The 24,624-nt window shown below is 70.2% G+C and carries 23 protein-coding genes; 17 read left to right on the top strand and 6 right to left on the bottom strand.

The window, feature by feature from the left end; all coding sequences use genetic code 11:
* Positions 1-2 precede the first annotated feature (2 nt).
* From ACZ69Q_RS44090 to ACZ69Q_RS44080, 3 genes are all read left to right on the top strand, one after another.
* Entirely contained in the window at positions 3-713 is a 711-nt protein-coding gene (locus ACZ69Q_RS44090; protein WP_471054317.1) for a response regulator, read from the top strand.
* Between the two features lie 621 nt (positions 714-1,334).
* Positions 1,335-3,623, top strand: coding sequence for a protein translocase subunit SecD (gene secD, locus ACZ69Q_RS44085; protein WP_471054271.1), 2,289 nt, complete (start codon positions 1,335-1,337; stop codon positions 3,621-3,623).
* Between the two features lie 309 nt (positions 3,624-3,932).
* Entirely contained in the window at positions 3,933-4,391 is a 459-nt protein-coding gene (locus ACZ69Q_RS44080) for an SRPBCC family protein (RefSeq protein ID WP_471054268.1), read from the top strand.
* A gap of 51 nt (positions 4,392-4,442) precedes the next feature.
* Here ACZ69Q_RS44080 and ACZ69Q_RS44075 read toward each other — a convergent pair whose 3' ends face one another.
* Together ACZ69Q_RS44075 and ACZ69Q_RS44070 are read right to left on the bottom strand one after the other, a co-directional pair.
* On the bottom strand, positions 4,443-4,685 hold the full coding sequence (locus ACZ69Q_RS44075) for a hypothetical protein (RefSeq protein WP_471054266.1): 243 nt from the start codon (positions 4,683-4,685) through the stop codon (positions 4,443-4,445).
* Between the two features lie 110 nt (positions 4,686-4,795).
* The gene (locus ACZ69Q_RS44070; RefSeq protein WP_471054263.1) at positions 4,796-5,935 is read right to left on the bottom strand and encodes a PP2C family protein-serine/threonine phosphatase; all 1,140 of its coding nucleotides are present in this window, start codon (positions 5,933-5,935) and stop codon (positions 4,796-4,798) included.
* 206 nt (positions 5,936-6,141) lie between these two features.
* Between ACZ69Q_RS44070 and ACZ69Q_RS44065 the strand changes: the two genes are divergently transcribed.
* Both ACZ69Q_RS44065 and ACZ69Q_RS44060 read left to right on the top strand, forming a co-directional pair.
* Positions 6,142-6,933, top strand: a complete 792-nt coding sequence (locus ACZ69Q_RS44065) for a matrixin family metalloprotease (protein ID WP_471054260.1) — start codon at positions 6,142-6,144, stop codon at positions 6,931-6,933.
* Between the two features lie 237 nt (positions 6,934-7,170).
* On the top strand, positions 7,171-8,130 hold the full coding sequence (locus ACZ69Q_RS44060; RefSeq protein WP_471054258.1) for an SMI1/KNR4 family protein: 960 nt from the start codon (positions 7,171-7,173) through the stop codon (positions 8,128-8,130).
* 152 nt (positions 8,131-8,282) lie between these two features.
* On the opposite strand, the gene ACZ69Q_RS44055 is transcribed toward ACZ69Q_RS44060, so the two are convergent.
* Positions 8,283-8,675, bottom strand: coding sequence for a VOC family protein (locus tag ACZ69Q_RS44055; RefSeq protein WP_471054255.1), 393 nt, complete (start codon positions 8,673-8,675; stop codon positions 8,283-8,285).
* Positions 8,672-8,974: an ArsR/SmtB family transcription factor gene (locus ACZ69Q_RS44050; RefSeq protein ID WP_471054252.1), complete on the bottom strand. Its 303-nt coding sequence runs from the start codon at positions 8,972-8,974 to the stop codon at positions 8,672-8,674. Before ACZ69Q_RS44050 ends, ACZ69Q_RS44055 begins: the two co-directional genes overlap by 4 nt.
* A 106-nt stretch (positions 8,975-9,080) precedes the next feature.
* Between ACZ69Q_RS44050 and ACZ69Q_RS44045 the strand changes: the two genes are divergently transcribed.
* The 6 genes from ACZ69Q_RS44045 to ACZ69Q_RS44020 all read left to right on the top strand — a co-directional run bounded on the left by ACZ69Q_RS44045 (position 9,081) and on the right by ACZ69Q_RS44020 (position 14,538).
* Entirely contained in the window at positions 9,081-9,518 is a 438-nt protein-coding gene (locus ACZ69Q_RS44045; protein ID WP_471054249.1) for a glutaredoxin domain-containing protein, read from the top strand.
* 319 nt (positions 9,519-9,837) lie between these two features.
* Positions 9,838-10,923, top strand: coding sequence for an S-(hydroxymethyl)mycothiol dehydrogenase (locus ACZ69Q_RS44040; RefSeq protein ID WP_471054245.1), 1,086 nt, complete (start codon positions 9,838-9,840; stop codon positions 10,921-10,923).
* Entirely contained in the window at positions 10,923-11,555 is a 633-nt protein-coding gene (locus ACZ69Q_RS44035) for an MBL fold metallo-hydrolase (RefSeq protein WP_471054243.1), read from the top strand. Before ACZ69Q_RS44040 ends, ACZ69Q_RS44035 begins: the two co-directional genes overlap by 1 nt.
* 195 nt (positions 11,556-11,750) lie before the next feature.
* On the top strand, positions 11,751-12,116 hold the full coding sequence (locus ACZ69Q_RS44030; protein WP_471054240.1) for a bifunctional 3-phenylpropionate/cinnamic acid dioxygenase ferredoxin subunit: 366 nt from the start codon (positions 11,751-11,753) through the stop codon (positions 12,114-12,116).
* The gene (locus tag ACZ69Q_RS44025; protein ID WP_471054237.1) at positions 12,113-13,276 is read left to right on the top strand and encodes an NAD(P)/FAD-dependent oxidoreductase; all 1,164 of its coding nucleotides are present in this window, start codon (positions 12,113-12,115) and stop codon (positions 13,274-13,276) included. Before ACZ69Q_RS44030 ends, ACZ69Q_RS44025 begins: the two co-directional genes overlap by 4 nt.
* A 131-nt stretch (positions 13,277-13,407) precedes the next feature.
* A complete protein-coding gene (locus ACZ69Q_RS44020; RefSeq protein ID WP_471054235.1) occupies positions 13,408-14,538 on the top strand; it encodes an aromatic ring-hydroxylating oxygenase subunit alpha in 1,131 nt (376 codons plus the stop codon).
* Between the two features lie 9 nt (positions 14,539-14,547).
* On the opposite strand, the gene ACZ69Q_RS44015 is transcribed toward ACZ69Q_RS44020, so the two are convergent.
* A complete protein-coding gene (locus ACZ69Q_RS44015; protein WP_471054232.1) occupies positions 14,548-15,345 on the bottom strand; it encodes an IclR family transcriptional regulator in 798 nt (265 codons plus the stop codon).
* A 151-nt stretch (positions 15,346-15,496) separates the two neighbouring features.
* Between ACZ69Q_RS44015 and betA the strand changes: the two genes are divergently transcribed.
* From betA to ACZ69Q_RS44000, 3 genes are read left to right on the top strand one after another with little or no spacing between them, the layout of a single operon-like run.
* Positions 15,497-17,170, top strand: a complete 1,674-nt coding sequence (betA, locus tag ACZ69Q_RS44010; protein ID WP_471054229.1) for a choline dehydrogenase — start codon at positions 15,497-15,499, stop codon at positions 17,168-17,170.
* On the top strand, positions 17,171-18,007 hold the full coding sequence (locus tag ACZ69Q_RS44005; protein ID WP_471054226.1) for a methylenetetrahydrofolate reductase: 837 nt from the start codon (positions 17,171-17,173) through the stop codon (positions 18,005-18,007).
* Between the two features lie 12 nt (positions 18,008-18,019).
* A complete protein-coding gene (locus ACZ69Q_RS44000) occupies positions 18,020-18,862 on the top strand; it encodes an alpha/beta fold hydrolase (protein ID WP_471054224.1) in 843 nt (280 codons plus the stop codon).
* Between the two features lie 79 nt (positions 18,863-18,941).
* On the opposite strand, the gene purU is transcribed toward ACZ69Q_RS44000, so the two are convergent.
* Positions 18,942-19,814, bottom strand: coding sequence for a formyltetrahydrofolate deformylase (gene purU, locus ACZ69Q_RS43995; protein WP_471054221.1), 873 nt, complete (start codon positions 19,812-19,814; stop codon positions 18,942-18,944).
* A gap of 219 nt (positions 19,815-20,033) precedes the next feature.
* Here purU and ACZ69Q_RS43990 point away from each other — a divergent pair, with 219 nt between their 5' ends.
* Genes ACZ69Q_RS43990 through ACZ69Q_RS43980 form a run of 3 tightly spaced genes read left to right on the top strand, consistent with a single transcriptional unit; the run spans position 20,034 to position 24,612 of the window.
* Complete coding sequence (locus tag ACZ69Q_RS43990; RefSeq protein ID WP_471054219.1) at positions 20,034-21,503, top strand: aldehyde dehydrogenase family protein; 1,470 nt, start codon at positions 20,034-20,036, stop codon at positions 21,501-21,503.
* A gap of 20 nt (positions 21,504-21,523) precedes the next feature.
* Positions 21,524-22,609 (top strand): quaternary amine ABC transporter ATP-binding protein, encoded by a 1,086-nt coding sequence (locus tag ACZ69Q_RS43985; RefSeq protein WP_471054216.1) that lies wholly within the window; start codon positions 21,524-21,526, stop codon positions 22,607-22,609.
* Positions 22,609-24,612, top strand: coding sequence for an ABC transporter permease (locus ACZ69Q_RS43980; protein ID WP_471054213.1), 2,004 nt, complete (start codon positions 22,609-22,611; stop codon positions 24,610-24,612). Before ACZ69Q_RS43985 ends, ACZ69Q_RS43980 begins: the two co-directional genes overlap by 1 nt.
* Positions 24,613-24,624: the final 12 nt, after the last annotated feature.

Genomic DNA, 24,624 nt, shown 5'->3' with positions numbered 1-24,624 from the left:
CGATGCCGCCCGCCACGGCCCCGACACCGTCCTCGGCCAACTCGACATCGGCGTCCGCCACCCCGGCGCCGATCCGCATCCTCCTCGCCGACGACCACGCGCTCGTTCGCCGCGGCGTACGCCTCATCCTCGACCGCGAACCGGACCTTCAGGTCGTCGCCGAGGCCGGGGACGGTGCCGAGGCCGTCGAGGAGGCCCGGAAGCAGGAGATCGACCTGGCCGTCCTCGACATCGCCATGCCCCGCATGACCGGCCTCCAGGCCACCCGCGAACTGAGTGCGCTCAAGCCGGACCTGCGCATCCTGATGCTCACCATGCACGACAACGAGCAGTACCTGTTCCAGGCGCTCAAGGCCGGGGCCTGCGGGTACGTACTGAAGTCGGTGGCCGACCGCGACCTCGTCGCCGCCTGCCGGTCCGCGATGCGCAACGAGCCGTTCCTCTACCCCGGCGCGGTCACCGCCCTGATCCGCAACTACCTGGATCGCGTCCGGAACGGCGAGGAGGATGCCGATCGCCTTCTCACGCCGCGCGAGGAGGAGGTCCTCAAACTCGTCGCCGAGGGCCACTCCTCCAAGGAGATCGCCGAGATGCTGTTCATCAGCGTCAAGACCGTGCACCGCCATCGCGCCAACCTCCTGCACAAACTCGGGCTGCACGACCGGCTGGAACTGACCCGGTACGCCATCCGTTCCGGTCTTGTCGAACCCTGACGCCCGCCCCCGGCCCCCGGCGGTCCGGATCCGAACATCCAGAGAGGGATGGTGCATGCGCCCGGCATCCCGCACCATCCCGACGGCCGGGGCACGGCTTTTAGCCACAGGGCATCGGCTCGCCGCAACGCTCACCGTCCTGATCGCCGTCCTGCTGGCGATGGTCCCCGCGCACGCCGCGCACACCGCAGCGGACCCGAGGCCCAACTCGGCCGCGGCGGCCACGAGCACCGAACTCGCAGACAGCGGACCGCAAGCGGACGACCCGTGCGCCGCCGTCTGCGTGACACCGGCCAGAACCCGGCACGACCACCTCGGTGAGCGCCCGAACCCGCCGGATCACCACGCCACCGACTCCGGCGATGTCCACGCCGGCCGCCCCGCTGCCGGCGTCCGCACTTCGGCGGCATCCGGGCACGCTCCCATCTCCCCCTGCCGATCGGCGCACGACCGCGGCAGGGCCCCTCCAGCGCCTACCGGCACCTGAAGCAACCCATCACCCTTTACCTCGTCGCGGCCAAGCGCGCCCCGTGCTGCTCTCGCCTGCCGCTGCCGCTGCCGCTGCCGCTGCCGCTGCCGCTGCCGCTGCCGCTGCCGCCGCGACGTGCCTGCCGGAGGCTCGTGTTGAAACGCCGGAAGAACTCCCTGCGCGCGCGTGCGCTGCTCGCCCTCGCCGTGATCGCCGCATCGCTGGCCATCGCCCTCACCACACCCGTCCGCCTCGGCCTCGACCTGCGAGGCGGCACCCAGATCACGCTGGAAACCCGCTCCACCGACACCACCGAAGCCGACCGCGAGGCCACCGACCGCACCATGGAGGTGCTACGGGGCCGCATCGACGCGCTCGGCGTCGCCGAACCGACCCTCGTCCGCTCCGGCGACCACCGCATCCTCGTCGAACTGCCGGGCGTACACGACCCGAAGAAGGCGGCCGACGTGCTGGGCCGCACCGCCCAGCTCACGGTCCACGCGGTCCTCGGCCCGGCCGAGAAGCCCGACGGCACCACCACCCCACCAACCGATCCGGCCGTTCCAGCCAAGCAGCAGCCGACCCTGCCGGACGAGTCCGGACGGCCCTTGCGGCTCAAGGCCGCCGACCTCACCGGACAGGACGTCAAAGGCGCCGACGCCCGCTTCGACCAGCAGAGCGGCACCGGCTGGCACGTCGCCGTCGACTTCACCGCCGGCGGCCGCGACGCGTGGAAGGACGTAACCGCACAGGCCGCCTGCCACCCGGCAGGAGACCCGCAGCGCCGGGTCGCCATCGTCCTCGACGGCAAGATCATCTCCTCGCCGCAGGTCGACCCGTCCGTCACCTGCGGTACCGGCATCCCGGGCGGCACGACCCAGATCACCGGTTCCTTCGACGACACCGAAGCCCGCGAACTCGCCCTGCTCATCTCCGGTGGCGCCCTGCCCGTACCGGTCGAGACCGTCGAGCAGCGCACCATCGGTGCCACCCTCGGCGACGCGGCCATCGAGGCCGCGGCCTGGGCCGCCGTCATCGGTACGACCCTGACCGCGCTGTTCATCATCGCCGTCTACCGGCTCATGGGCCTGCTCGCGACCGCGGCCCTGATCTGCTACGGCCTGATCTCCTACGCCGCCCTGGCCGCGCTCGGCGCCACCCTGACCCTGCCCGGCCTCGCCGGGTTCGTCCTGGCGATCGGCATGGCCGTGGACGCCAATGTGCTGGTCTTCGAACGGGCCCGCGAGGAGTACGCCGCACGCAACCGCCCCAGCCCCCGATCGGCGCTGACGGCAGGATTCCGCGGCGCGTTCAGCGCGATCGCCGACTCCAACATCACCACGCTCGTCGCCGCGGCTCTGCTGTTCGCCCTGGCCTCCGGCCCGGTCCGCGGCTTCGGCGTCACCCTCGGCATCGGCGTCCTCGCCTCCATGATCAGCGCCCTGGTCATCACCCGCGTACTCGCCGAGTACGCGGCCGGACGGCCTGCCGTGCGCCGACGTCCACGCCTCACCGGTATCGCCGACACCGGCGGTGTCCGGGACGGACTGCTGCGCCGTAACCCGTTCCTGATGCGCCGTCCGCGCCGATGGCTGGCCGTATCCGCCGCCCTCCTCGTCATGGCGGCCTCGGGCATCCTGGTCCGCGGCCTCGATCTCGGCATCGACTTCACCGGAGGCCGGCTCATCGAGTACTCCACGACCGCCGCGGTCGACCCCGACCGGGCCCGCGAGGCACTCACCCACGCCGGATTCCCCCGCGCGGTCGTGCAGTCCTCCGGCGACACCGCCCTCACGGTGCGCACCGAGAGCCTGACCAGTGCCGAAGAGACCAGCGTCAGCGAAGCCATCAGCGGCCTCGGCGGCGAGACGAGGAAGGTCCGTGACGAGCTGATCGGCCCCAGCCTGGGTGATGAACTGCGCCGCAACGCCGTCATCGCCCTCGCCCTCGCGCTGGGCGCCCAACTCCTCTACCTGGCGGTCCGGTTCCGCTGGAGGTTCGCGACCGCGGCCGTCGGCGCGCTCATCCACGACGTGGTGATCCTCATCGGCGTCTTCGCCTGGCTGGGCAAGCCGATCGACGGTGTCTTCCTGGCCGCCCTGCTGACCGTCATCGGCTACTCGGTCAACGACTCGGTCGTCCTGTTCGACCGCATCCGCGAACTCCTCGCCCGCGACCGCACGACATCGCTGCGCCGGCTGACGAACCAGGCGATCCTTCAGACTCTGCCCCGCACCGTGAACACCGGCATGGGCGCCGCCCTCATCCTCACCGCCCTCGCCGTCCTCGCCGACGACACCCTCACCGACTTCGCCCTCGCCCTGCTCATCGGCCTGGCGGTCGGCACCTACTCCTCCGTCCTCACCGCGGCCCCACTCATCGTCAGCCTGTACCCGCGCGAGCGGCGGCACCGGCAGAAGGAGGCGCGGCGAGACACCTGAGTGCACCGACACACCACGCGGACCGCACGGAGCCATGTGAGCCGTGCGCACGGAGCCATGCGAGCCGTGCACACGGAGCCATGTGAGCCGTGCGCACGAGGCCCGCGACCGGCCATCTCGGTCGCGGGTTCGCGCCGTTCGCCTCGCGTGATGCCCAGTGGCCCCATAGAGTCGCGGTGCCGCTACGACAGGACGGGCGGCGCGGCTCTGCGCATGCCCACGAAGCGATGCCCTTCGGCCGGGCGGCACCGCGGACGGCTTGCGGGGGAGTCGCGGGCACGCTGCGGCTCAAGCGATTGAGGAGTGCTCATGGCAGGCCAGTTTGAAGCGACGTTCGAGGTCGACCGACCCGTCGAGGCGGTGTTCGACTACCTCGCCGACGGACGCAACGACCCGCAGTTCAGTCCTCGCGTGCTCAAGATCGAGCGGGTTCCCGAGGGCCCTACGACCGTGGGCACGGTCTTCCGCAGCACGGTCAAGGACGCCGGGATGAAGACGGCCAGGGAGTTCCGCATCACCGAGCTCCAAGCCCCCGCGAAGATTCGGTGGGCCGAGGTGTCGAAGAACATCGTCATGGCCAGGGAGGGCGGCTACGACCTGGAGGCGCTGGCCGACGGCCGGACCCGGGTCCGCATCTTCAACGTTCTGGAGGGCCACGGCCTCGGCAAGCTCCTCGTCGGCCTGGCGCTCTCCGCCGCCCGCAAGGATGCCCCCGGCTTCGGGGGTCGGATCAAGGCGGCGGCCGAGGCGGCGATCCAGTCGCGGTGACCCGACCCGACCCGACCTGACCCGACCTGACCGAGCCGACCTCACTCGAGGTCACTGCTGGTCCGGCCATGTCAGGCCGTCCACCAGCATGGTCAGGGGCGACTTCGGGACGGTTCCGCCCGTCCCGCCGCCCGTCTGCCCCCAGGTCGTTCCGGAGTCCGTCGTACTCGAGCCCTTGGTGTCGTTGACGCCCTGGAAGATGCCGAAGTCAATGGGCCCGTCGTCGGCAGAGGCGGGGAGGGCGGCGGCGAGGAGAGCGGCGCCGGCGAGTGCTGCGGCAGCGATGATCTTCATGTCCGGCTCAACGACGAGACCGGTGTCAGGGTGTTCGGTCCTGCCCTTTTGGCGGAGCGCCGGACCGGCCGGCGGTCACGCCACGCGGTGCGGGGCCGGAGTCCGCGCTCCTAGGCGGGCCGCGGCACGCGCTCGATCGCGACCATGGCGGCATCGTCGCCCAGATGGCCGCCGACGTGCCGCATCAGGTCCTTGCAGAGGTGGGCCAGCAGAGCGTCGGGACCGTGGTCTGCCGCCTTGCCCGCAATCCGCTCCGCCAGCGGGTAGAACGTGCCCTTGTCGTCGCGGGCTTCGATGACACCGTCCGTGTAGAGAAGGACGATGTCGCCGTCTTCGAAGGCGAACGTCTCCTCGGAGAGCTCGGTTTCCACGAACTCGGTGAGGCCCAGGGGCGGTGCCGGGTGGCGTACGGCCAGGGGAATGACCCGGTCGTCGCGCAGCAGCAGTGGCGAAGGGTGTCCGCAGTTGATCAGGTGGAGGACCGGCTCGTCGTCCGGGATGTCGAGCGCGGCGGCGGTGATGAACGCCTCGCCGCGGTCCTCGGCCGCGGCGTCGAGGGCCGCGGGGTCGTCGAGGTCAGAGGAGACGGTTCCCTCCAGGAAACTCATGAGCGCCGCCAGGTCGGCCTGTCTGTGGGCCGCGCCGCGGAATGCGCCGAGCAGGAGGGCGGCATCCCCGACCGCTGCCAGGCCCTTTCCCCGGACATCGCCGATGATGATCCGGAATCCGTGCTCCGTACGCGCGGCGGCATACAGATCGCCGCCGATCTGCGCCTCGGATTCGGCGGCCAGGTACACCGAGGCGATGCGCAACGAACCGACCCGCTGGGGCAGCGGCTTGAGCACCAGCTCTTGCGCCGCTGTCGCGACCGACCGTAGCTGCATCAGCTCTCTTTCGTGGCGTTCCCGCCGAGCGGCGAAGGAGGTCGCGAACGCCGACATCAGGATCAGGGTGATGAGCTGAACGGTGTGGTTCAGGTCGACGAGGGTGGTGCGCACCGCCGCCACCAGGGCCTGGGCCGACACGGCGAGTGCGCCGACGTAGGCGGTCATACGGGGACCTGCGAACGACGCCGTGACGGCAGGCGCGGCCACCAGGAACGGCCCGAGGTGGACGCTGGCCGGAGCCAGGATGTCGACCAGTGTGACGATCACGATCATCATGATCGGCACCGCCGGCAGCGCCTGAGCTGGCTCCTGTGACCAACGAAGATCCTGGGGGTGTCTAGGAACCATATGTTCTGGATACACCCCATCGCGCCTCGGTGCCCGCACCGACGCCCGCACCTCTGATCGCCCCCGGCCCGGGTCCTACCAAAGGCTCTCAATGTGGCCGATTAACGTCGTTCCCTGATTGTCGAGGACATGCCACTCTTGCGCTCGTCTTTCCACGGCCGCTCAAGGATCCCGCCGCCAGTAGGCAGCGGGAGGCGGCCGCGGGCAACAGGGGGAACGACATGTTGCGAAGAACGAGAACCGCGATCGGACTGGCAGTGACCGCGCTGGTCGTCGCGCTCTCGGCTCCGGCCGTGCAGGCGGACACGACTGCCCCGAAGGGGCTCACGTCCGATCGTGCCGGGGCGGACAACGCCGTCTACGTGGTCCAGCCACGGCCCGACGGCACCACCTACACCGCCATCTACGAACCCGCTCCGGGCGTCACGGCCGACGAGCTGCGCAGCAGCCTGCGTCGCCAGGGCGTGCGCGGCGTGCAGGACGAGAGCAGCGCTTTCGGCATCGGCATCGCCGGCTGCTCGCCCGTCGTCGGCACCGCCTCCGCCTGGTGCGGTCACAAGTGGGACTACGGACCCTTCAACGACCCGCAGGTGTACTTCCTCGACCACAGCGGCGACTCGTGGCCGGTGACCGACGCCCGGGTCGACTGGTACCAGGCGCCCGGCATCGACGCCTACTACCGCTGGCACACCGCCGGATGCCCCGGTGGCGGGCGGCACTGCGTGCACGTGTACAGCGGCAGTTACGGGACGGCCTGGTACGGCCTGACCGAGGCGACCACGTCGGGCGGCTACTTCGTCGACGGCAGCGTCACGGTCAAGCTCAACGACCAGGTCACCCCGAACACCTACGCGGCCCGGCGCAGCGTCGCCTGCCACGAGATGGGCCACGCCCTCGGACTCGACCACAACGGATCCACCAATAGCTGCCTGTCCGTACCGGAGTTCCCGCAGCACCCGTCGTCGGACGACTTCGCCGTCCTGAACCAGCTCTACCCGAAGCCCGGCACCTGACGGGCGGCGCTCGCGGAGCATGAGCCGTGGGAGGAGCGGCGGCGAAACCGCCGGTCCTCCCACGGCGCGTCGGCAAAGGCATGCGGCGCGGCCATGGACCGCGTCGCCCACGGCCGCCTGGCCGGCGCCGCGACAAGGTCAACGGCAGATCGGTCACGGTGTGCCCCGTCCGCGGGCAGTCAGGCGTCCTACTGTGTGGGGCATCGCTCTTCCCCGACCAGCAAGGAGCGCCCGGCCGTGAACGTCGAAATCCCTTCGCACGTAACCGACTTGGCCACCGGGCTCGGGGCCGGCGTCCCCTACGCTCTGAAGGTCCTGGCCGGCCGGCTGGCGGACGACCCGGACATGGGCCGGCCTTCGGGGCTGCCCGGCATCCTCACGGTCATGGTCGACGGTGATGTCTTCGAGGACTGCCCCGACCTGGCCGTCGGCTACATCCGCGAGCCCGAGCGCATCGAGATCCGGTACGTGACACCGGCCTCCTTCGCCGAGCCGAACACGGACGCCGGGGCCCAGGACCAGGAGGTGGGGCAGGAACGCGAGCAGGAGCGGACCGCCGATCCCGTCATCGACGCGGTCACCGTGCGGGAGGTCGCGGACGCCTGGCACCGCATCACGCGCCGGCTCCAGCAGCACGCCCCCGACTCCTGCGCCGCGCTCCGCCCCGGCGCGAGCCCTGCCGCCCTCGCTGCGGTGGAAGACGACCTCGGCATCCGGATACCGGTCGAGCTGCGCGCCCTGTGGTTGCTGACCGCGGGCGACGACGGGGTCAACGGCTGGGGATGCCTTCCACGTAATCGGGCGCTGATGCCCCTGGAGGCCGTGGCCGTCTTGCACCGTCAGATGATGGACACCCAGGCCCACGAGGACACCTTCAACGCCCGCCGCCCCGAGGACGAGCGGATCACCGTGTGGAAGCCCGCCTGGATTCCGGTCATCTGCCTCGGCCCGTCCGACCGCACCTCGGGCCTGTATCTGGACGCCGAGTCGGGCTACCTGGGCCGCTGGTCCCGCTACAACGAAGCCCCCGGCGAAGAACTCGACACACTCGTCACGTACCTGGAAGAGGCCGCCGACATGCTCGAAGCCCCGGCCCTGGCGACACGGGACAAGCCCGGCCTGGTCGGTGGGGTCCTGGTGTGGCTCAGCAGCATCGATCCCAGCAGGGAGGACCGATGGCGGCCCCTGGCCGGCTGACCGGGTACGAGAACGGGGCCGCGAACCGGAAGCAACCGAGAGGAACTGTCACGTGGTGTCGGTTGGAGAGCGTCTTCATGGTGACGTAGCTCGTCACCACGGCCACACCGGGCAGATCGGCGCGGGGGCGGAGTGCGTCCGGCGCCGGGCGTCTACTTCGGCTGGGTCGCGATCTGGATCAGGTTGCCGCAGGTGTCGTCGAAGACGGCCGTGGTGACGGGACCCATCTCCAGGGGCTCCTGGGTGAAGCGGACGCCGAGGGCGCGCAGCCGCTCGTACTCCGCCTGGACGTCCTCGACGGCGAACTGGGCCAGCGGGATGCCGTCCTGGGCGAGGGTGTCACGGTAGGTCCGGGCGATCGGGTGGCCCACCGGCTCCAGGAGGAGCTCGGTGCCGCCGGGCTCCTCGGGGGAGACGACGGTGAGCCACCGGTCCTTCTCGCCCACGGGGACGTCGTGCTTCTTCACGAAGCCGAGGACCTCCGTGTAGAAGTGCAGGGCCTTGGCCTGGTCGTCGACGAAGACGCTGGTCAGATGGATCTTCATGAGGTGCTCTTCTCCGGTCCGGAAGTGTCGGGCACGTGCCATCGCTCGGTGATCTGCCGCAGCGGGGCCGTGTTCAGTTCGTGGAACTTGTAGCGGCCCTCCCGCCTCGTCTCGACGAGCCCTGCGGCCTCCAGCACGGCGAGGTGCTGGGAGACTCCCTGCCGGGAGATGGCCAGCCGGTGCTTCATGGCCAGGCGCGAGCAGATCTCGAACAGTGTCTGTCCGGACTTCTCTGTCAGCTCGTCGAGGATGGTGCGGCGGGTGGGGTCGGCCAGGGCTTTGAAGAGGTCGTCGGCCACGACCCCAGCATAGGCAAGTCGACACTTGCCTATCAAGTGCCGCACCCTGCGTCCCGGCGGGCGATCGGTGAGCGCGGCGGCCCGGCTCGCCGATAGCCTGCGCGCCATGACGCGTGCCTGGTTCCTGCCCCTGCTGCTCGTGCTCGGCGGCTCGGCCCTTGCGGCCGGGCTGATCCTCGACGGGAGCCCCGGCGCGGCCGTGGCGATCCTGCTGGTGTTCGTGCTGCTCGCCGGCGTCAATTCACCGCTGATCTTCCCGAGGCCGATCGGTGCGCTGGAGGCGCAGCGCCGCAGTGCGGCCGACGGCCGGCCGATCGTCTACTGGCGCCCGGGCTGCCCGTACTGCATGCGACTGCGCATCCGGCTGGGTCGTGGCGGCCGTCAGGCGTACTGGGTCGACATCTGGCGTGACCCGGCCGGAGCGGCAGCGGTGCGGGCCGTAAACGACGGCAACGAGACCGTGCCGACGGTCGTCGTGGCGGGGCGGTCGCACACCAACCCCGACCCGGAATGGGCGCGCGAACACCTCTTCCCCTCCGCTTGACCGGCGGACGCCTCCTCCGCTTGACCGGCGGACGCCTCCTCCGCTTGACCGGCGGACACCTCCTCCTCTTGACCGGCGGACACCTCCTCCGTCCGCCGGGTCCGGCGGCGCGGCTGCGGCGTCGACATGCACCGGCGTCTTCGATCACGCCCCCACCGGGCGTTCGGCGTGTTCCGGCGCGAACCGGCCCTGCGGCAGGAACCCCCGTCTTCCTCCTTGACCGCCGCTGGCCCCTCCACGATGCTGTGTTGCGACACATGAGATGTGTGCCGTAATGAGCAACATCTGATTCCGAGTCCCGATCAGCCGAGGAGTGGCCATGACGCACCAGGTCCGTGCTGTCGTAGCGCGGGGCAAGGGCGCCCCCGTCAGCCTGGAGACGATCATCGTGCCCGACCCGGGACCGGGTGAGGCGCTGGTCAAGGTCGAGGCCTGCGGGGTCTGCCACACCGATCTGCACTATCGCGAGGGCGGCATCAACGACGACTTCCCCTTCCTGCTCGGTCATGAGGCCGCGGGCGTGGTGGAGTCGGTGGGGGAGGGGGTCACCGACGTGGCCCCCGGGGACTTCGTGATCCTCAACTGGCGTGCGGTGTGCGGACAGTGCCGCGCCTGTCTGCGCGGGCGTCCGTGGTACTGCTTCAACACCCACAACGCCAAGCAGAAGATGACGCTGACCGACGGCACGGAGCTGTCGCCGGCGCTCGGCATCGGCGCGTTCGCGGAGAAGACGCTGGTCGCGGCGGGGCAGTGCACGAAGGTCGACCGGACCGCGTCGGCGGCGGCCGCCGGTCTCCTCGGGTGCGGCGTGATGGCCGGCATCGGCGCGGCGATCAACACCGGCAACGTGGGCCGGGGCGACTCGGTCGCCGTCATCGGCTGCGGTGGTGTGGGCGCCGCGGCGATCGCCGGGTCGAACCTCGCGGGCGCCGCGAAGGTCATCGCGGTGGACATCGACGACCGCAAGCTGGACACGGCCAGGAAGCTCGGCGCGACCCACACCGTCAACTCCAAGGACGCCGACGCCGTCGAGGCGATCCGCGAGCTGACCGGCGGGTTCGGTGCCGACGTCGTCATCGAGGCGGTCGGCCGCCCGGAGACGTACCAGCAGGCCTTCTATGCCCGCGACCTCGCCGGCACCGTCGTCCTGGTCGGCGTACCGACCCCGGAGATGAAGCTGGAGCTGCCGCTGCTGGACGTCTTCGGACGCGGTGGCGCGCTGAAGTCCTCCTGGTACGGCGACTGCCTGCCGAGCAGGGACTTCCCGATGCTCATCGACCTCTACCTCCAGGGCCGACTGGACCTGGACGCCTTCGTCTCGGAGACCATCGCGCTGGACGAGGTCGAGAAGGCCTTCGAGCGGATGCACCACGGCGACGTGCTGCGCTCGGTGGTGGTCCTCTGATGGCCGGCGCCCGCATCGAACACCTCGTCACCTCGGGGACGTTCTCCCTGGACGGCGGCACCTGGGACGTCGACAACAACGTGTGGATCGTCGGGGACGACCACGAGGTGATCGTCATCGACGCCGCCCACGACGCCGACGCGATCGTCCGGGCGGTCGGCGACCGGGCGCTGCGGGCCATCGTGTGCACGCACGCCCACAACGACCACATCGACGCCGCGCCCGAACTCGCGGCGCGCACGGGCGCCCCGGTCCTGCTCCATCCGGACGACCTGCCGCTGTGGAAGCAGACCCATCCCGACAGGGCGCCGGACGCCGAGCTCACCGACGGTCAGCTCATCGCGGTGGCGGGTGTCGACCTCACCGTGCTGCACACGCCCGGCCACGCCCCCGGCGCGGTCTGTCTGCACGCGCCGCGCCTGGGGGCGCTCTTCAGCGGCGACACGTTGTTCTGCGGCGGTCCGGGCGCGACCGGGAGGTCGTACAGCCACTTCCCGACCATCATCGAGTCGATCCGGGACCGGCTGCTGACGCTGCCCGCAGAGACCGTCGTACACACCGGACACGGCGAGACGACCACGGTCGCCGCCGAGGCTCCGCATCTCCAGGAGTGGCTCGACCGCGGCTTCTGAGCTCCCCAAGGAGGCTTCGTGGGGCGCCCGTTCCGCTTGTTTTCGCAGGTGGTTCGGGCGCTTCGTGCTGCCCGGAGGCCGGGCGGCGGGCCGGTGCGAACGAGGCGTTTTGACGCCTTGACAACGCTTCTGAGCGGCCCGCAGACTGACGTTGCGCTTACCGCAATCCGTTTCGCTATACGCACCCGAGGTGTCATGATGATTCCCGCGTGCCGTCTCGCGGATCTTCCACGAGGCGAGGCCCACCGGCTCGACATCGATCCGCCGGTTTCGGTGTTCCACACCGACGATGGCGAGCTCTTCGCCATCGACGACACCTGCACCCACCAGGACGCCTCGCTCGCCGACGGCTGGCTGGAGGGCTGCGAGGTGGAATGCCCGCTGCATGCTTCGAAGTTCGACCTGAGGACCGGTGCGGTCGACGCCCCGCCGGCGAAGCTTCCGGTCCGGACGCACGAGGTCGTCGTCGACGACGACGGCATGATCCACGTGCGGATCTCCACGGAGGCACCCAACCTGCCGCCCTGCATCGCCGCGCGGCTCGCCGGAGGTCCCGCGTGAGGACCGTCGCCGTGGTCGGCGCCTCCCTCGCCGGCCTGTCGGCGGCGCGTTCGCTGCGCAAGCAGGGCTACGACGGGCGGCTGGTCGTCATCGGCGACGAGCTCCACCGCCCGTACGACCGGCCCCCGCTGTCGAAGGAGTTCCTCGCCGGCACCCTCGGCGAGGAGGAGCTCGCGCTGGAGACCGACGGCGAGGACCTGGCGGCCCAGTGGCTGCTCGGCGCCCGCGCGGTCGGACTCGACGCGGCCGACCGTGCCGTCCGGCTCGCCGACGGGCGTCGGGTCCAGGCCGACGGCGTCGTCATCGCGACCGGCGCCGCGGCCCGCACCCTGCCCGGCTCCGAAGGGCTGGCCGGAGTGCACACGCTGCGCACCCTGGACGACGCCCGCGCCCTGCGCCACGAACTGGCCCTGGGCGGACGGCTGGTGGTGATCGGCGGTGGCTTCATCGGAGCCGAGGTCGCCTCCACGGCCCGTGCCCTCGGGCTGGAGGTCACCGTCGTGGAGGCCGCGCCGGCACCGCTCGCCGGACCGCTCGGCGAGACCATGGGCGCCGTCGTCTCCGCCCTCCACGCGGACCACGGCGCAGGGCTGTTGTGCGGCGTGGGCGTCAAGGGGCTGAGCGGCGAGAAGCGTGTGGACGCCGTCCTGCTGGAGGACGGCCGCTCCATCCCCGCCGACATCGTCGTGGTCGGCGTGGGCGCTCGCCCGAACGTCGAGTGGCTGGAAGGCTCCGGGGTCGTCCTCGACAACGGCGTCAAGTGCGGCGCGGACGGCCGCACCAGCCTGGCCGGTGTGGTCGCGGTCGGCGACTGCGCCAACTGGTACGACCCGCGCGCGGGCCTGCACCGCCGCGTCGAGCACTGGACCGGCGCGCGCGAGCGTCCCGACGCCGCGGTCGCCACGCTGCTCGCGGGCGGCGCCGTGGAACCGGGTGTGCCCCGGCCGCCGTACTTCTGGTCCGACCAGTACGGCGTGAAGATCCAGTTCGCCGGCCACGCGGCCGGCGCCGACAGCGTCACCATCGAGGACGGCACCGCGGACGAGCGCAACGTCCTGGCCGTCTACCGGCGGTCCGGTGTCCCGGTCGCCGTGCTCGGGATGAACCAGCCGCGGCTGTTCACGCGCTGGCGCAAGCAGATCACCACCATCGTGTCTTGACACCGCCCCGGCTCCATCCCATGCTGCGGTTTCACATGACACCCAGTGTTGCTCCATACACAACGCCGTCCGGAGTCGCACCTACCGGCGCGTGAATGACCCCTCCACGACGTTCCCCCGAGGAGTGCACCGTGACCTCGACCGGCCTGCCGGACAGCCTGATCGCCACTCTCCCCGGCCCCTCCTATACGGACCCGGGGATCTTCGCCCAGGAGCAGGAGCGCATATTCGAGACCATGTGGTTCTGCGTCGCCCGTGCCTCGGAGCTGGCGAAGCCCGGCGCCTTCCGCACCGTCGACGTGGGCCGCGAGAGCATCCTCGTCACCCGGGCGAGGGACAACGCCGTCCGTGCCTACTTCAATGTGTGCCGGCATCGCGGAGCCAGGATCTGCACCGAGGAGTCCGGCGAGGTCAAACGGGCCTTCCAATGCCCGTACCACGCCTGGACGTACGACCTGAACGGCAAGCTCGTCGCCGCCCCCAACCTCACCAAGATGCCCGACGTCGGGCGCACCGAGTACGGCCTGGTGAGCGTGGCCGTGCGGGAATGGCTCGGCTATGTCTGGGTGTGCCTCGCGGAGAACCCGCCGTCCTTCGAGGAGGACGTCATCGGCGAGGTCGTCTCCCGCCTCGGCGACGTCGAGTCCATCGAGCACTACGACATCGACAACCTCTCCGTCGGCAGACGGATCGTGTACGACGTCAAGGCGAACTGGAAGCTCATCATCGAGAACTTCATGGAGTGCTACCACTGCGCCACGATCCACCCGGAACTCACCGAGGTGCTGCCGGAGTTCGCGGACGGCTATGCCGCCCAGTACTACGTGGGTCACGGTGCCGAGTTCGGCGAGGACGTCCAGGGCTTCACCGTCGACGGCTCGGAGGGCCTGGACCGCATTCCCGGGGTCGGCGAGGAGCAGGACCGCCGCTATTACGCGATCACCGTCAGGCCTCAGGTGTTCATCAACCTCGTCCCCGACCATGTGATCTTCCACCGGATGTACCCGGTGTCCGTGGACCGCACGATCGTGGAGTGCGACTGGCTCTACCTTCCGCACGTCGTCGAGAGCGGCAAGGACGTCAGCCGGTCCGTGGAACTCTTCGACCGGGTCAACCGCCAGGACTTCGAGGCATGCGAACGGACCCAGCCCGGCATGGGGTCGCGCATGTACGCCAAGGGTGGCGTGCTGGTGCCCAGCGAGCACCACATCGGTGCGTTCCACGACTGGGTGAACGAGCGTCTCGGCGCTCCCCTGTCGTAGTCGGGCGGATCAGCCCAGGTAGCCCATCCGGTGGCTGATCTCCTCGGCGCCCTTGACCAGCACCGGGGACATCTCGTGCATGCGCTCCTCGGTGAGCCGGTAAGCGGGACCCGAGGCGCTCAGTGCGGCGATGACGTCGCCGTCCCGGTTGCGGACCGGTGCGGCCATCGCGTGCAGGCCGATCTCCAGCTCCTCCAGGGTGATGGAGTACCTGCGCTCGCGCGCCTCGGCGAGGTTCTTCTCCAGCTTGGTCTTCGCGGTGATGGTGCGTGACGTGACCTTCTTCAGCCCGGTCTCCGTCAGCAGCGCCGTGCGCTCCTTGGTGGGCAGGTACGCCAGCAGGATCTTGCCGCTCGACGTGGCGTGCAGGGGGGTGAGCTGGCCGACCCAGTTGTGCGCGGTGATCGCTCCCGGACCGCGTACCTGGTACAGGTTGATCGCGTACTGCTCCTGCATCACGGCGATGTTGACCGTCTCGCCGAGCTCCTCGGCCAGGCGCTCGCAGACCGGGCGGCCCTGCTGGGTGATGTCGATACGGCCGGTGACCGCGCCGGCCAGGCGGACGATGCCGAATCCGAGCCGGTACTTGCCCCGCTCGCCGGCCTGCTCCACCAGGCCTCGCGCCTCCAGGGCGCCGAGCAGACGGAAAGCCGTGGACTTGTGGACGTCGATCTCGGCCGCGACCTCGCTCACGCCCGCTTCGCCGCGCTGGGCGAGGATCTCCAGCACGCTGATCGCCCGGTCCACCGACTGGACCCCGCCGGCCTGTGAATTCGACGTTTCTGTGTCATGGCTGTAGTTGCTCACAGTGAAACTATACGCGTAGTAAACAACAAGGCCACAAGTAACCGCGTCGCAACAAAGACCTTGGAAGTTGCGTTGTTCGCAACCTGGTGCGCATAGCGGCACCAGGTCTAGCATGCGTCGCGTATCGAAGACGCGAGCGAGACGAGGCACCATGGCTTCCCTGCAATACGACTTCGTCATCGTCGGTGGCGGTTCGGCCGGCAGCGCACTGGCGAACCGACTCTCGGCGGACCCCGCGAACCGGGTGCTGGTCCTGGAGGCGGGCCGGTCGGACTATCCGTGGGACGTCTTCATCCACATGCCCGCGGCGCTGACCTACCCCATCGGCAGCCGGTTCTACGACTGGAAGTACGAGTCCGAGCCCGAGCCCCACATGGGCGGCCGGCGTGTCTACCACGCCCGCGGCAAGGTGCTGGGCGGCTCCAGCAGCATCAACGGCATGATCTTCCAGCGCGGCAACCCCATGGACTACGAGCGCTGGGCGGCCGACGCGGGCATGGAGACCTGGGACTACGCGCACTGCCTGCCGTACTTCCGGCGGATGGAGAACTGTCTCGCCGCCGACCCCGACGACGAGTTCCGCGGCCACGACGGCCCCCTGGTACTCGAACGCGGCCCCGCCACCAACCCTCTCTTCGGCGCCTTCCTCAAGGCCACCGAGGAAGCGGGCTACGCCCCCACCGACGACGTCAACGGCTACCGGCAGGAAGGCTTCGCCAAGTTCGACCGCAACGTCCATCGCGGACGCCGGCTGTCGGCCTCGAAGGCGTACCTCAAGCCTGCGATGAAGCGGCCCAACCTCACCGTCAGAACCCGTGCCCTCGTCACCCGCGTCCTGTTCGAGGGCAAGCGGGCCGTGGGCGTGGAGTACCGGCGCGGCCGGGGTGCGCCCCAGCAGGTCCGCGCCAAGGAGGTCATCCTCTGCGGCGGCGCCATCAACTCCCCGCAGCTCCTGCAGCTCTCCGGCGTCGGCAACGCCGCCGAACTGCGCGCCCTCGGCATCGACGTCGTCCACGACCTGCCGGGCGTCGGCGAGAACATGCAGGACCACCTTGAGGTCTACGTCCAGTACGCCTGCAAGCAGCCGGTCTCCATGCAGCCGTACATGGCGAAGTGGCGCGCGCCCTTCATCGGGCTCCAGTGGCTGTTCCGCAAGGGTCCGGCCGCCACCAACCACTTCGAGGCCGGCGGCTTCGCCCGCAGCAACGAGGACGTCGACTACCCCAACCTGATGTTCCACTTCCTGCCCGTCGCGGTCCGCTACGACGGCTCCTCGCCCGCCGGCGGCCACGGCTACCAGGTGCACGTCGGGCCCATGTACTCCGACGCCATCGGCTCGGTGAAGATCAAGAGCAAGGACCCGCGCGAGCACCCGGCGCTGCGCTTCAACTACCTCTCCACCGAGCAGGACCGCCGCGAATGGGTCGAGGCCATCCGGGTGGCCCGCAGGCTCCTCAACCAGCCCGCGCTCGCCCCCTACAACGGCGGCGAGGTCTCGCCCGGCAAGAAGGTGGAGAGCGACGAGGAGATCCTCGCCTGGGTGGCGAAGGAGGGCGAGACCGCCCTGCACCCGTCCTGCACCTGCAAGATGGGCACCGACGACATGGCGGTCGTCGACCCCGCCAGCATGCGGGTGCACGGCCTGGACGGACTGCGCGTCGTGGACGCCTCCGTCATGCCGTACGTCACCAACGGCAACATCTACGCCCCGGTGATGATGATCGCCGAGAAGGCCGCCGACCTGATCCTCGGCAAGGAGCCGCTCGCGCCGTCGAAGGCCGCGTTCTACCGGCACCGTGACGCGCAGAAGCAGACGGAGGGCTAATTGGCCGCCGCAGGACTCAGGGCGCTGCTGGGGAGCGTCCGCTACGAGGTGCTGCCCGCGAAGCCGACCGAGGACAAGGTCCTCGCCCATGTGCCGCGCGACGTCGTCGTCACCGTGACGGCGTCGCCGGTCAAGGGCCTGGAACCCACCCTCGATCTCGCCGTACGGCTCGCCACGCACGGCTACCGGGTGGTCCCGCACGTGCCGGCGCGGCTGCTGCGGGACGACCTGCACCTGAAAGAGGTCGCGGGCCGGCTCCGTGAGGTGGGCGTGGACGACGTCTTCGTCCCCGCGGGTGACGCCGACCCGCCCGCCGGGGGCTACGAAGGGGCCCTTCCGGTGCTGCGCAGGCTGACCGAGCTGGGCAGGCCCTTCGCGCGCGTCGGCGTCACCGGCTACCCGGAGAGCCATCCCCTCATCCACGACGACGTCACCGTCCAGGCCATGTGGGACAAGCGCGAGCACGCCACGTACATCGTGAGCAACCTCTGCTTCGACCCGCGGGTGCTGGGCGGGTGGATCGGCCGGATACGCCGCCGGGACATCGCCCTGCCGCTGCATGTGGGGGTGGCCGGGCCGGTGCAGCGGGCGAAGCTGCTGGCCATGGCGACGAAGATCGGGGTGGGCGAGTCGACGCGCTTCCTGACGAAGCACCCCTCCTGGTTCCTGCGATTCGCGGCGCCCGGTGGGTATGCACCCGAAAGGCTCCTGACCCGCGCCGAGGAGGCACTGACCGTCCCCTCGGCAGGGGTGGCGGGCCTGCATCTGTTCACCTTCAACCAGATCGCCGAGACGGAGCGCTGGCGCCGCGCCCTGCTGGACCGCCTCGGCGACTGAACCAGGAGAGGCATGGCGGCCGACACCGACTGGCAGCTCACCCGAACCTTCACCAGCTCATCCGGTGACGTCCGCTGGGACCGGCTGGGCCCGCCCGGCGGGCCACCGGTCGTCCTGCTGCACGGCACCCCCTTCTCGTCGTACGTCTGGCGTGCCGTCGCCCTTTCGCTCGCCCGCGAGTACGACGTCCACGTCTGGGACATGCCCGGCTACGGCAGCTCCGAGCAGGCCGACGGCCAGGACGTCTCCCTGGCCGCCCAGGGCCGCGTCTTCGGCGAGTTGCTGGCCCATTGGGGGCTCGCGGAGCCGCTGGTCGTCGCTCATGACTTCGGCGGTGCCGTCGCACTGCGTGCCCATCTGCTGCACGGCGCCCGCTACCGGGCCCTCGCCCTGGTCGATCCGGTCGCCGTGGCGCCGTGGGGCTCCCCGTTCTTCCGGCTCGTCGGCGAGCACGCCGACGTCTTCGAGCGGTTGCCGCCCGCGCTGCACGGCGCCCTGGTGCGCGAGTACGTCGCCTCCGCGAGCAGCCCCGGCCTGCGCCCCGACGTCCTCGACCGGCTCGTCGCGCCCTGGCTGGACGGCGCCGGCCAGTCGGCCTTCTACCGGCAGATCGTCCAGGCGGACCAGTGCTACACCGACGAGATCCAGCACCGCTACGGCGAGATCGGCATCCCCACGCTCCTGTGCTGGGGCGAGGACGACACCTGGATCCCGATCGAGAAGGGACGCGAGCTCGCCGCTCTCGTCCCCGGCGCGCGGTTCGAACCGGTCCCCGGCGCGGGACACCTCGTCCAGGAGGACGCCCCCGCGCAGCTCACGGCCGCGCTCATCGCCTTCCTCCAGCGGCAGCGGTGACAGCGGGGACGGGGCTCAGGGGCCGTATACGAAAGGGGCGGGACCGGAGAACCCGGTCCCGCCCCACCGCCGGTACCGCTCAGCGGAAGACCACCGTGCGGTTGCCGTCCACCATCACGCGGCTCTCGCTGTGCCACTTCACCGCGTGCGCGAGGACCTGTGCCTCCACGTCCCGGCCGACCGTGACCAGCTCGCCGGGGTCGAGCGAGTGGTCCACGCGGACCACGTCCTGCTCGATGATCTGCCCCTCGTCCAGATCCGGCGTCACGTAGTGGGCCGTCGCGCCGACCAGCTTCACACCGCGCGTGTACGCCTGCTCGTAGGGGCGGGCGCCCTTGAAGCTGGGCAGGAAGGAGTGGTGGATGTTGATGGCCCGGCCTTCGAGCTGCTTGCACAGGTCGTCGGAGAGGATCTGCATGTAGCGGGCCAGTACCACCAGGTCGACGTCCAGTTCGCGCACCAGCTCCAGCAACCGTGCCTCGGCCTCGGGCTTGGTGTCTTTGGTGACCGGGACGTGGTGGAAGGGGATGCCGTACGTCTCGGCGAGTCCCTCGAAGTCCCGGTGGTTGGAGACGATCGCCGGGATCTCGATGTTGAGGGCGCCGGTGCGCCGGCGGAAGAGCAGGTCGTTCAGGCAGTGGCCGAACTTGGACACCATGATCAGGGTCCGGGTGGGGGTGGCGGCGTCGGCCAGGGTCCAGGTGATTCCGTAGGCCTGGGCGACGGGCCCGAACCGGTAACGCAGGTTTTCCAGATCGGTGTTCGGATCCGAAACATCGAAGTGAACCCTCATGAAGAAACGGTCCTGAAGCCGGTCGTCGAACTGCTGGCTTTCCAGGATGTTGCCGGAGTTCCTCACGAGAAAGCCGCTCACTGCGTGGACCAGTCCGGCGCGGTCGGGACAGGAGAGAGTGAGGACGTACTCACGGCCAGGTTGCGGTCGAGGGGACATGTGCGGCCTCCGTCGGTGCGCATTGCACAACATGGTGAGCGATACGCAACATGGTCGGCTTGTCACCCCTCCCGGTCAAGGGTCGGGAGGATAAGTGATCGCATGACTGAATCGTCATCGGCGAACCCCTTGACGACTGTCTGGACATTCGCCAGGGTGTTCCACCACAAGCAATCGGGTGCATGATGCGCAACGAATTTCTGTTGAAAGGCTCGGCGCGTGGCAGACCTGTACGTGGATGGCGAATGGCGGGATCCCGTGGCCGGTGGGCAGCGGGAGATCCGATGTCCCGCTGACGGCACGCTCTCGGCGACCGTCTCCGAAGCGACCCGCCCCGACACCGAGGCCGCGATCGCCGCCGCCCGCCGTGCCTTCGACGCGGGGCACTGGCCGAACACCCCCGAGCGAGAGCGCGGCGCGCTGCTGCTGCGCACCGCCGACATCCTCGAACGCGACGCCAAGGACTTCGCCCGCGCTGAGTCCCTGGACACCGGCAAACGCCTGGTGGAGAGCGAGTACGACATCGCCGACGTCGTCTCCTGTCTGCGCCACTACGGCGGCCTCGGCGGCACCGACGCCGGGCGGGTGATCGACACCGGCCGGGACGACGCCGTGAGTCGCGTCGTGTACGAGCCGGTTGGCGTGTGCGGACTGATCACGCCCTGGAACTACCCACTGCTCCAGGCGAGTTGGAAGGTCGCCCCGGCGCTCCTCGCCGGCAACACCATCGTCCTCAAGCCCAGCGAGCTCACCCCCTCCACCTCCGTCCTGCTGATGCGGGCGCTGGAGGAGGCCGGGCTCCCGGCCGGCGTCGCCAATCTCGTCCTGGGCGCGGGGCCCGAGGCGGGCGCGCCGCTGTCCGAGGACCCCCGCGTCGACATGGTCTCCTTCACCGGCGGACTCGACACCGGCAGGCGCATCATGGCCACCGCCGCGTCGACCGTGAAGAAGGTCGCCCTGGAACTCGGCGGCAAGAACCCCAACGTCGTCTTCGCCGACGCCGACTTCGACACGGCCGTCGACTTCGCCCTCACCGCGGTCTTCCTGCACTCGGGACAGGTCTGCTCGGCCGGCGCACGGCTGATCGTCGAGGACACCCTGCACGACCGCTTCGTCGACGAGGTCGTCCGCCGGGCCCGGCAGATCCGCCTCGGCGGCCCCTTCGACCCCGACGCCGAGACCGGGGCGCTGATCTCCGCACAGCACCGGGAGAAGGTCGAGGCGTACGTCGCCTCCGGCCTCGCCGAGGGCGCCGTACTGCGCTGCGGCGGCGCGCGCCCCGACGACCCCGCCCTGGCAAACGGCCACTACTACCTGCCCACCGTGCTCGACGAGTGCCGGCAGGACATGCGGGTGGTGCACGAGGAGTCCTTCGGACCCGTGCTCACCGTGGAGCGCTTCACCGACGAGGACGACGCCGTACGCATCGCCAACGACACCGAGTACGGACTCGCCGGAGCCGTGTGGACCCAGGACGCCGGAAGGGCCCAGCGGGTCGCCCGGCGACTGCGCCACGGCACGGTGTGGATCAACGACTACCACCCCTACGTGCCGCAAGCGGAATGGGGTGGCTTCGGGCACTCGGGCGTGGGGCGGGAGCTGGGACCGACCGGTCTGAACGAGTACCGAGAGCCCAAACACATCTGGCAGAACATCCAACCCCGGCCGCAGCACTGGTTCCGCGGCTGAACGCCGAAATGAGGTCGAAAGTGACCACTCAGACCGAGGTGCCGCAGCGGCGCGGCACGCCCCAGGACTCGGGCCCCACCCCGGTCATCTCCGTTCGCAGGCTGTGGAAGGTGTTCGGGCCGAAGGCCGACCAGGTGCCGGAATCCGAGGAGTTGTGCGGCCTCACCCGCCGCGAGCTCATGGACCGCACCGGATGTACCGCCGCCGTACGCGACGTCCACTTCGACGTCTCGCCCGGCGAGGTCTTCGTCGTCATGGGCCTGTCGGGCTCCGGCAAGTCCACCCTGGTGCGATGTCTCACCCGGCTGATCGAACCCACCGCCGGCGAGGTCGTCTTCGAGGGCGAGGACATCCGCCAGGCCGACGCCGCGCGCCTGCGCGACCTGCGGCGCCGCAAGTTCTCCATGGTCTTCCAGCACTTCGGTCTGCTGCCCCACCGTCGCGTCGTCGAGAACGTGGCGTTCGGTCTGGAGATCCGCGGCATGGGCAGGGCCGAGCGCGTCAAGCGCGCCCAGGAGGTCGTCGAACTGGTCGGCCTCGCCGGCTACGAGAACTCCTACCCCGACCAGCTCTCCGGCGGCATGCAGCAACGCGTGGGCCTGGCCCGGGCGTTGGCCGGGGATCCCGACGTCCTCTTCTTCGACGAACCGTTCTCGGCGCTCGACCCGCTGATCCGGCGCGACATGCAGAACGAGGTCATCCGGCTGCACCACGAGGTCGGCAAGACGATGGTGTTCATCACCCACGACCTCTCCGAGGCCCTCAAGCTGGGCGACCGCATCCTCATCATGCGCGACGGCAAGATGGTCCAGTGCGGCACCGGCGACGAACTCGTCGGCGCCCCGGCGGACGACTACGTCCGCGAGTTCGTCAAGGACGTCCCGCGCGGCGATGTGCTGACCCTGCGCTGGATCATGCGCCCGGTGGCGGACGGCGACGCCCTGGACGGTCCCGAACTCGGGCCGGACGTCGTCGTGAAGGAGGCCACCCGGGCCGTCCTCGCGGCCGACAAGCCGGTCAAGGTCGTCGAGGACGGCAAGCTGCTCGGCATCGTCGGCGACGAGGAGATCCTCGCTGTGGTCGCCGGGACGGAAGGCGCCGCGTGATGACCGTCGCGATGGAGAAACCGCACAAGACGGCGTCCGTCGAGGAACCGCCCGCTCCCGTCAGGCCCGAACGCGGGATCAGCCGGTCCATGGTGGTCGCCGCGATCGTCGTCGTCTGGCTGGTGCTCTTCGCCGTCCTGCGCGGAAAACAGACCCTGACCCTGGCCGCGGCCGACCTCACCGATCTGCACCGCTGGTTCAACGACGTCAACGACTCGATCGGCGCGGACCGCAACTCCAACCCGCTCTTCCTGTACTTCTTCAACGAGATCCGCCTCGTCATCGACTCCCTGGTGACCTTCGTCCAGGAGCTGATCTCGCAGCCGGGCGCCGGCCGGCCCGTCCCGCAGATCGGCTGGCTCGGAGTCGTCGGCATCGCCGGCTACGTCTCCTGGGCCGTGGGCAACTGGCGGGTCGCGCTGCTGGCGGTCGCCGGATTCACCTTCCTCGGGCTCCAGGGCCTGTGGCAGGAGAGCATGGACACGCTGGCGCTGACCGTCTCCGCCGTCTTCGTGGCGCTGCTGTTCGCGATCCCGCTGGGCGTCTGGGCGGGGCTGTCCGACCGGGTCAACCGGATCATGACGCCCTTCCTGGACTTCATGCAGACGATGCCGACCTTCGTCTACCTGGCCCCGCTGACCCTGTTCTTCCTCATCGGCCCGGCCTCCGCCACCATCGCCACGCTCGTCTACGCGGCGCCGCCCGCGATCCGGATCACCGCGCACGCCATCCGCTCCGTGCCGACGACCACGGTGGAGGCGGCCGACTCGCTGGGTGCCACCCGGCGGCAGGCCCTGACGAAGGTGCTGCTGCCGATGTCCAAGCGGACCGTGGTCATGGGCGTCAACCAGACCATCATGGCCGCCCTGGCCATGGTGACCATCGCCGCCCTGATCGACGCGCCCGGCCTCGGCAAGACCGTCGTCCAGGCTCTCCAGTCGCTCGACGTCGGCACAGCCTTCAACGCCGGTCTCGCGATCGTCGTCATGGCCATCGTGCTCGACCGCGTCACCACCGCGGCGAGCGTCCGCGAGGAGGCGGCCCGGCGCTCGAAGAACCGCTTCCTGGCCTGGCGCCGCCCCCTGCTCGGCGTGGGCGCCGCGGCCGCGGCGGTCCTCGTCTACCTCTCGCACACCTATGTGTGGGCGGCGGAGTTCCCCGGCGAGGGAGGCGTGGGCAGCGCCATCTCCAGCGGGGCGGACAGCGTGACCACCTGGGCGCAGGACAACCTGTCCGGTCTCACCAACGCCTTCCGCGACGCCATCACCAACGGACTGCTCAACCCCTTCCAGACGCTGCTCACCGACTCCCCGTGGTGGCTCGTCGGCGCGGCCCTGATCGCGCTCGCCGTCGTCCTCGGAGGATGGCGCGCCGGCATCACCACGGCCGTCTGCGTGGGCCTCCTCGTCGGCACCGGGGTGTGGTCCGACAGCATGACGACACTGGCGTCGACCGTCGTCGCCACGGTGCTCGTGATGCTCCTCGGCATCGGCTTCGGCGTATGGATGGGCCGCAGCGCCCTCGTCGACCGGCTGCTGCGGCCAAGCCTGGACGCGGCCCAGGTCATGCCGCCGTTCGTGTATCTCGTGCCGTTCCTCGCACTGTTCGGCGCGACCCGCTTCACGGCGATCGTCGCCGCCGTCGTCTACGCGGCCCCCGTCGCCATGAAGATCATCGCGGACGGGGTCCGGAACGTGCCCGCCACCACCGTGGAGGCGGCCACCGCCGCCGGGTGCAACACCTGGCAGATCATCACCAAGGTCCAGCTCCCGATGGCGCGCAGCGCCCTGACACTCGCGACCAACCAGGGCCTGATCTACGTCCTCTCGATGGTCGTGGTGGGCGGCCTGGTGGGCGCGGGCGCCCTCGGCTACGACGTCGTGGCCGGCTTCTCGCAGGGCCAGCTCTACGGGAAGGGGCTCGCCGCGGGGCTCGCCATCGTCCTTCTCGGCGTCATGTTCGACCGGATCACTCAGGCGGCGGCTCGCCGCACCAGCGCATAAGGAGCACCACAC

The sequence above is a fragment of the Streptomyces sp. NPDC036764 genome (genome assembly GCF_055609385.1).
This window is presented reverse-complemented; position numbering and strand designations above follow the sequence as displayed.

Bases quoted from the DNA above. Each gene is read 5' to 3' on its own strand.
- ACZ69Q_RS44090 (WP_471054317.1), top strand. From the start codon at position 3: ATGCCGCCCGCCACGGCCCCGACACCGTCCTCGGCCAACTCGACATCG.
- ACZ69Q_RS44080 (WP_471054268.1), top strand. From the start codon at position 3,933: ATGGCAGGCCAGTTTGAAGCGACGTTCGAGGTCGACCGACCCGTCGAG.
- ACZ69Q_RS44075 (WP_471054266.1), bottom strand. From the start codon at position 4,685: ATGAAGATCATCGCTGCCGCAGCACTCGCCGGCGCCGCTCTCCTCGCC.
- ACZ69Q_RS44065 (WP_471054260.1), top strand. From the start codon at position 6,142: ATGTTGCGAAGAACGAGAACCGCGATCGGACTGGCAGTGACCGCGCTG.
- ACZ69Q_RS44055 (WP_471054255.1), bottom strand. From the start codon at position 8,675: ATGAAGATCCATCTGACCAGCGTCTTCGTCGACGACCAGGCCAAGGCC.
- ACZ69Q_RS44045 (WP_471054249.1), top strand. From the start codon at position 9,081: ATGACGCGTGCCTGGTTCCTGCCCCTGCTGCTCGTGCTCGGCGGCTCG.
- ACZ69Q_RS44040 (WP_471054245.1), top strand. From the start codon at position 9,838: ATGACGCACCAGGTCCGTGCTGTCGTAGCGCGGGGCAAGGGCGCCCCC.
- ACZ69Q_RS44035 (WP_471054243.1), top strand. From the start codon at position 10,923: ATGGCCGGCGCCCGCATCGAACACCTCGTCACCTCGGGGACGTTCTCC.
- ACZ69Q_RS44030 (WP_471054240.1), top strand. From the start codon at position 11,751: ATGATGATTCCCGCGTGCCGTCTCGCGGATCTTCCACGAGGCGAGGCC.
- betA (WP_471054229.1), top strand. From the start codon at position 15,497: ATGGCTTCCCTGCAATACGACTTCGTCATCGTCGGTGGCGGTTCGGCC.
- ACZ69Q_RS44000 (WP_471054224.1), top strand. From the start codon at position 18,020: ATGGCGGCCGACACCGACTGGCAGCTCACCCGAACCTTCACCAGCTCA.
- purU (WP_471054221.1), bottom strand. From the start codon at position 19,814: ATGTCCCCTCGACCGCAACCTGGCCGTGAGTACGTCCTCACTCTCTCC.
- ACZ69Q_RS43980 (WP_471054213.1), top strand. From the start codon at position 22,609: ATGACCGTCGCGATGGAGAAACCGCACAAGACGGCGTCCGTCGAGGAA.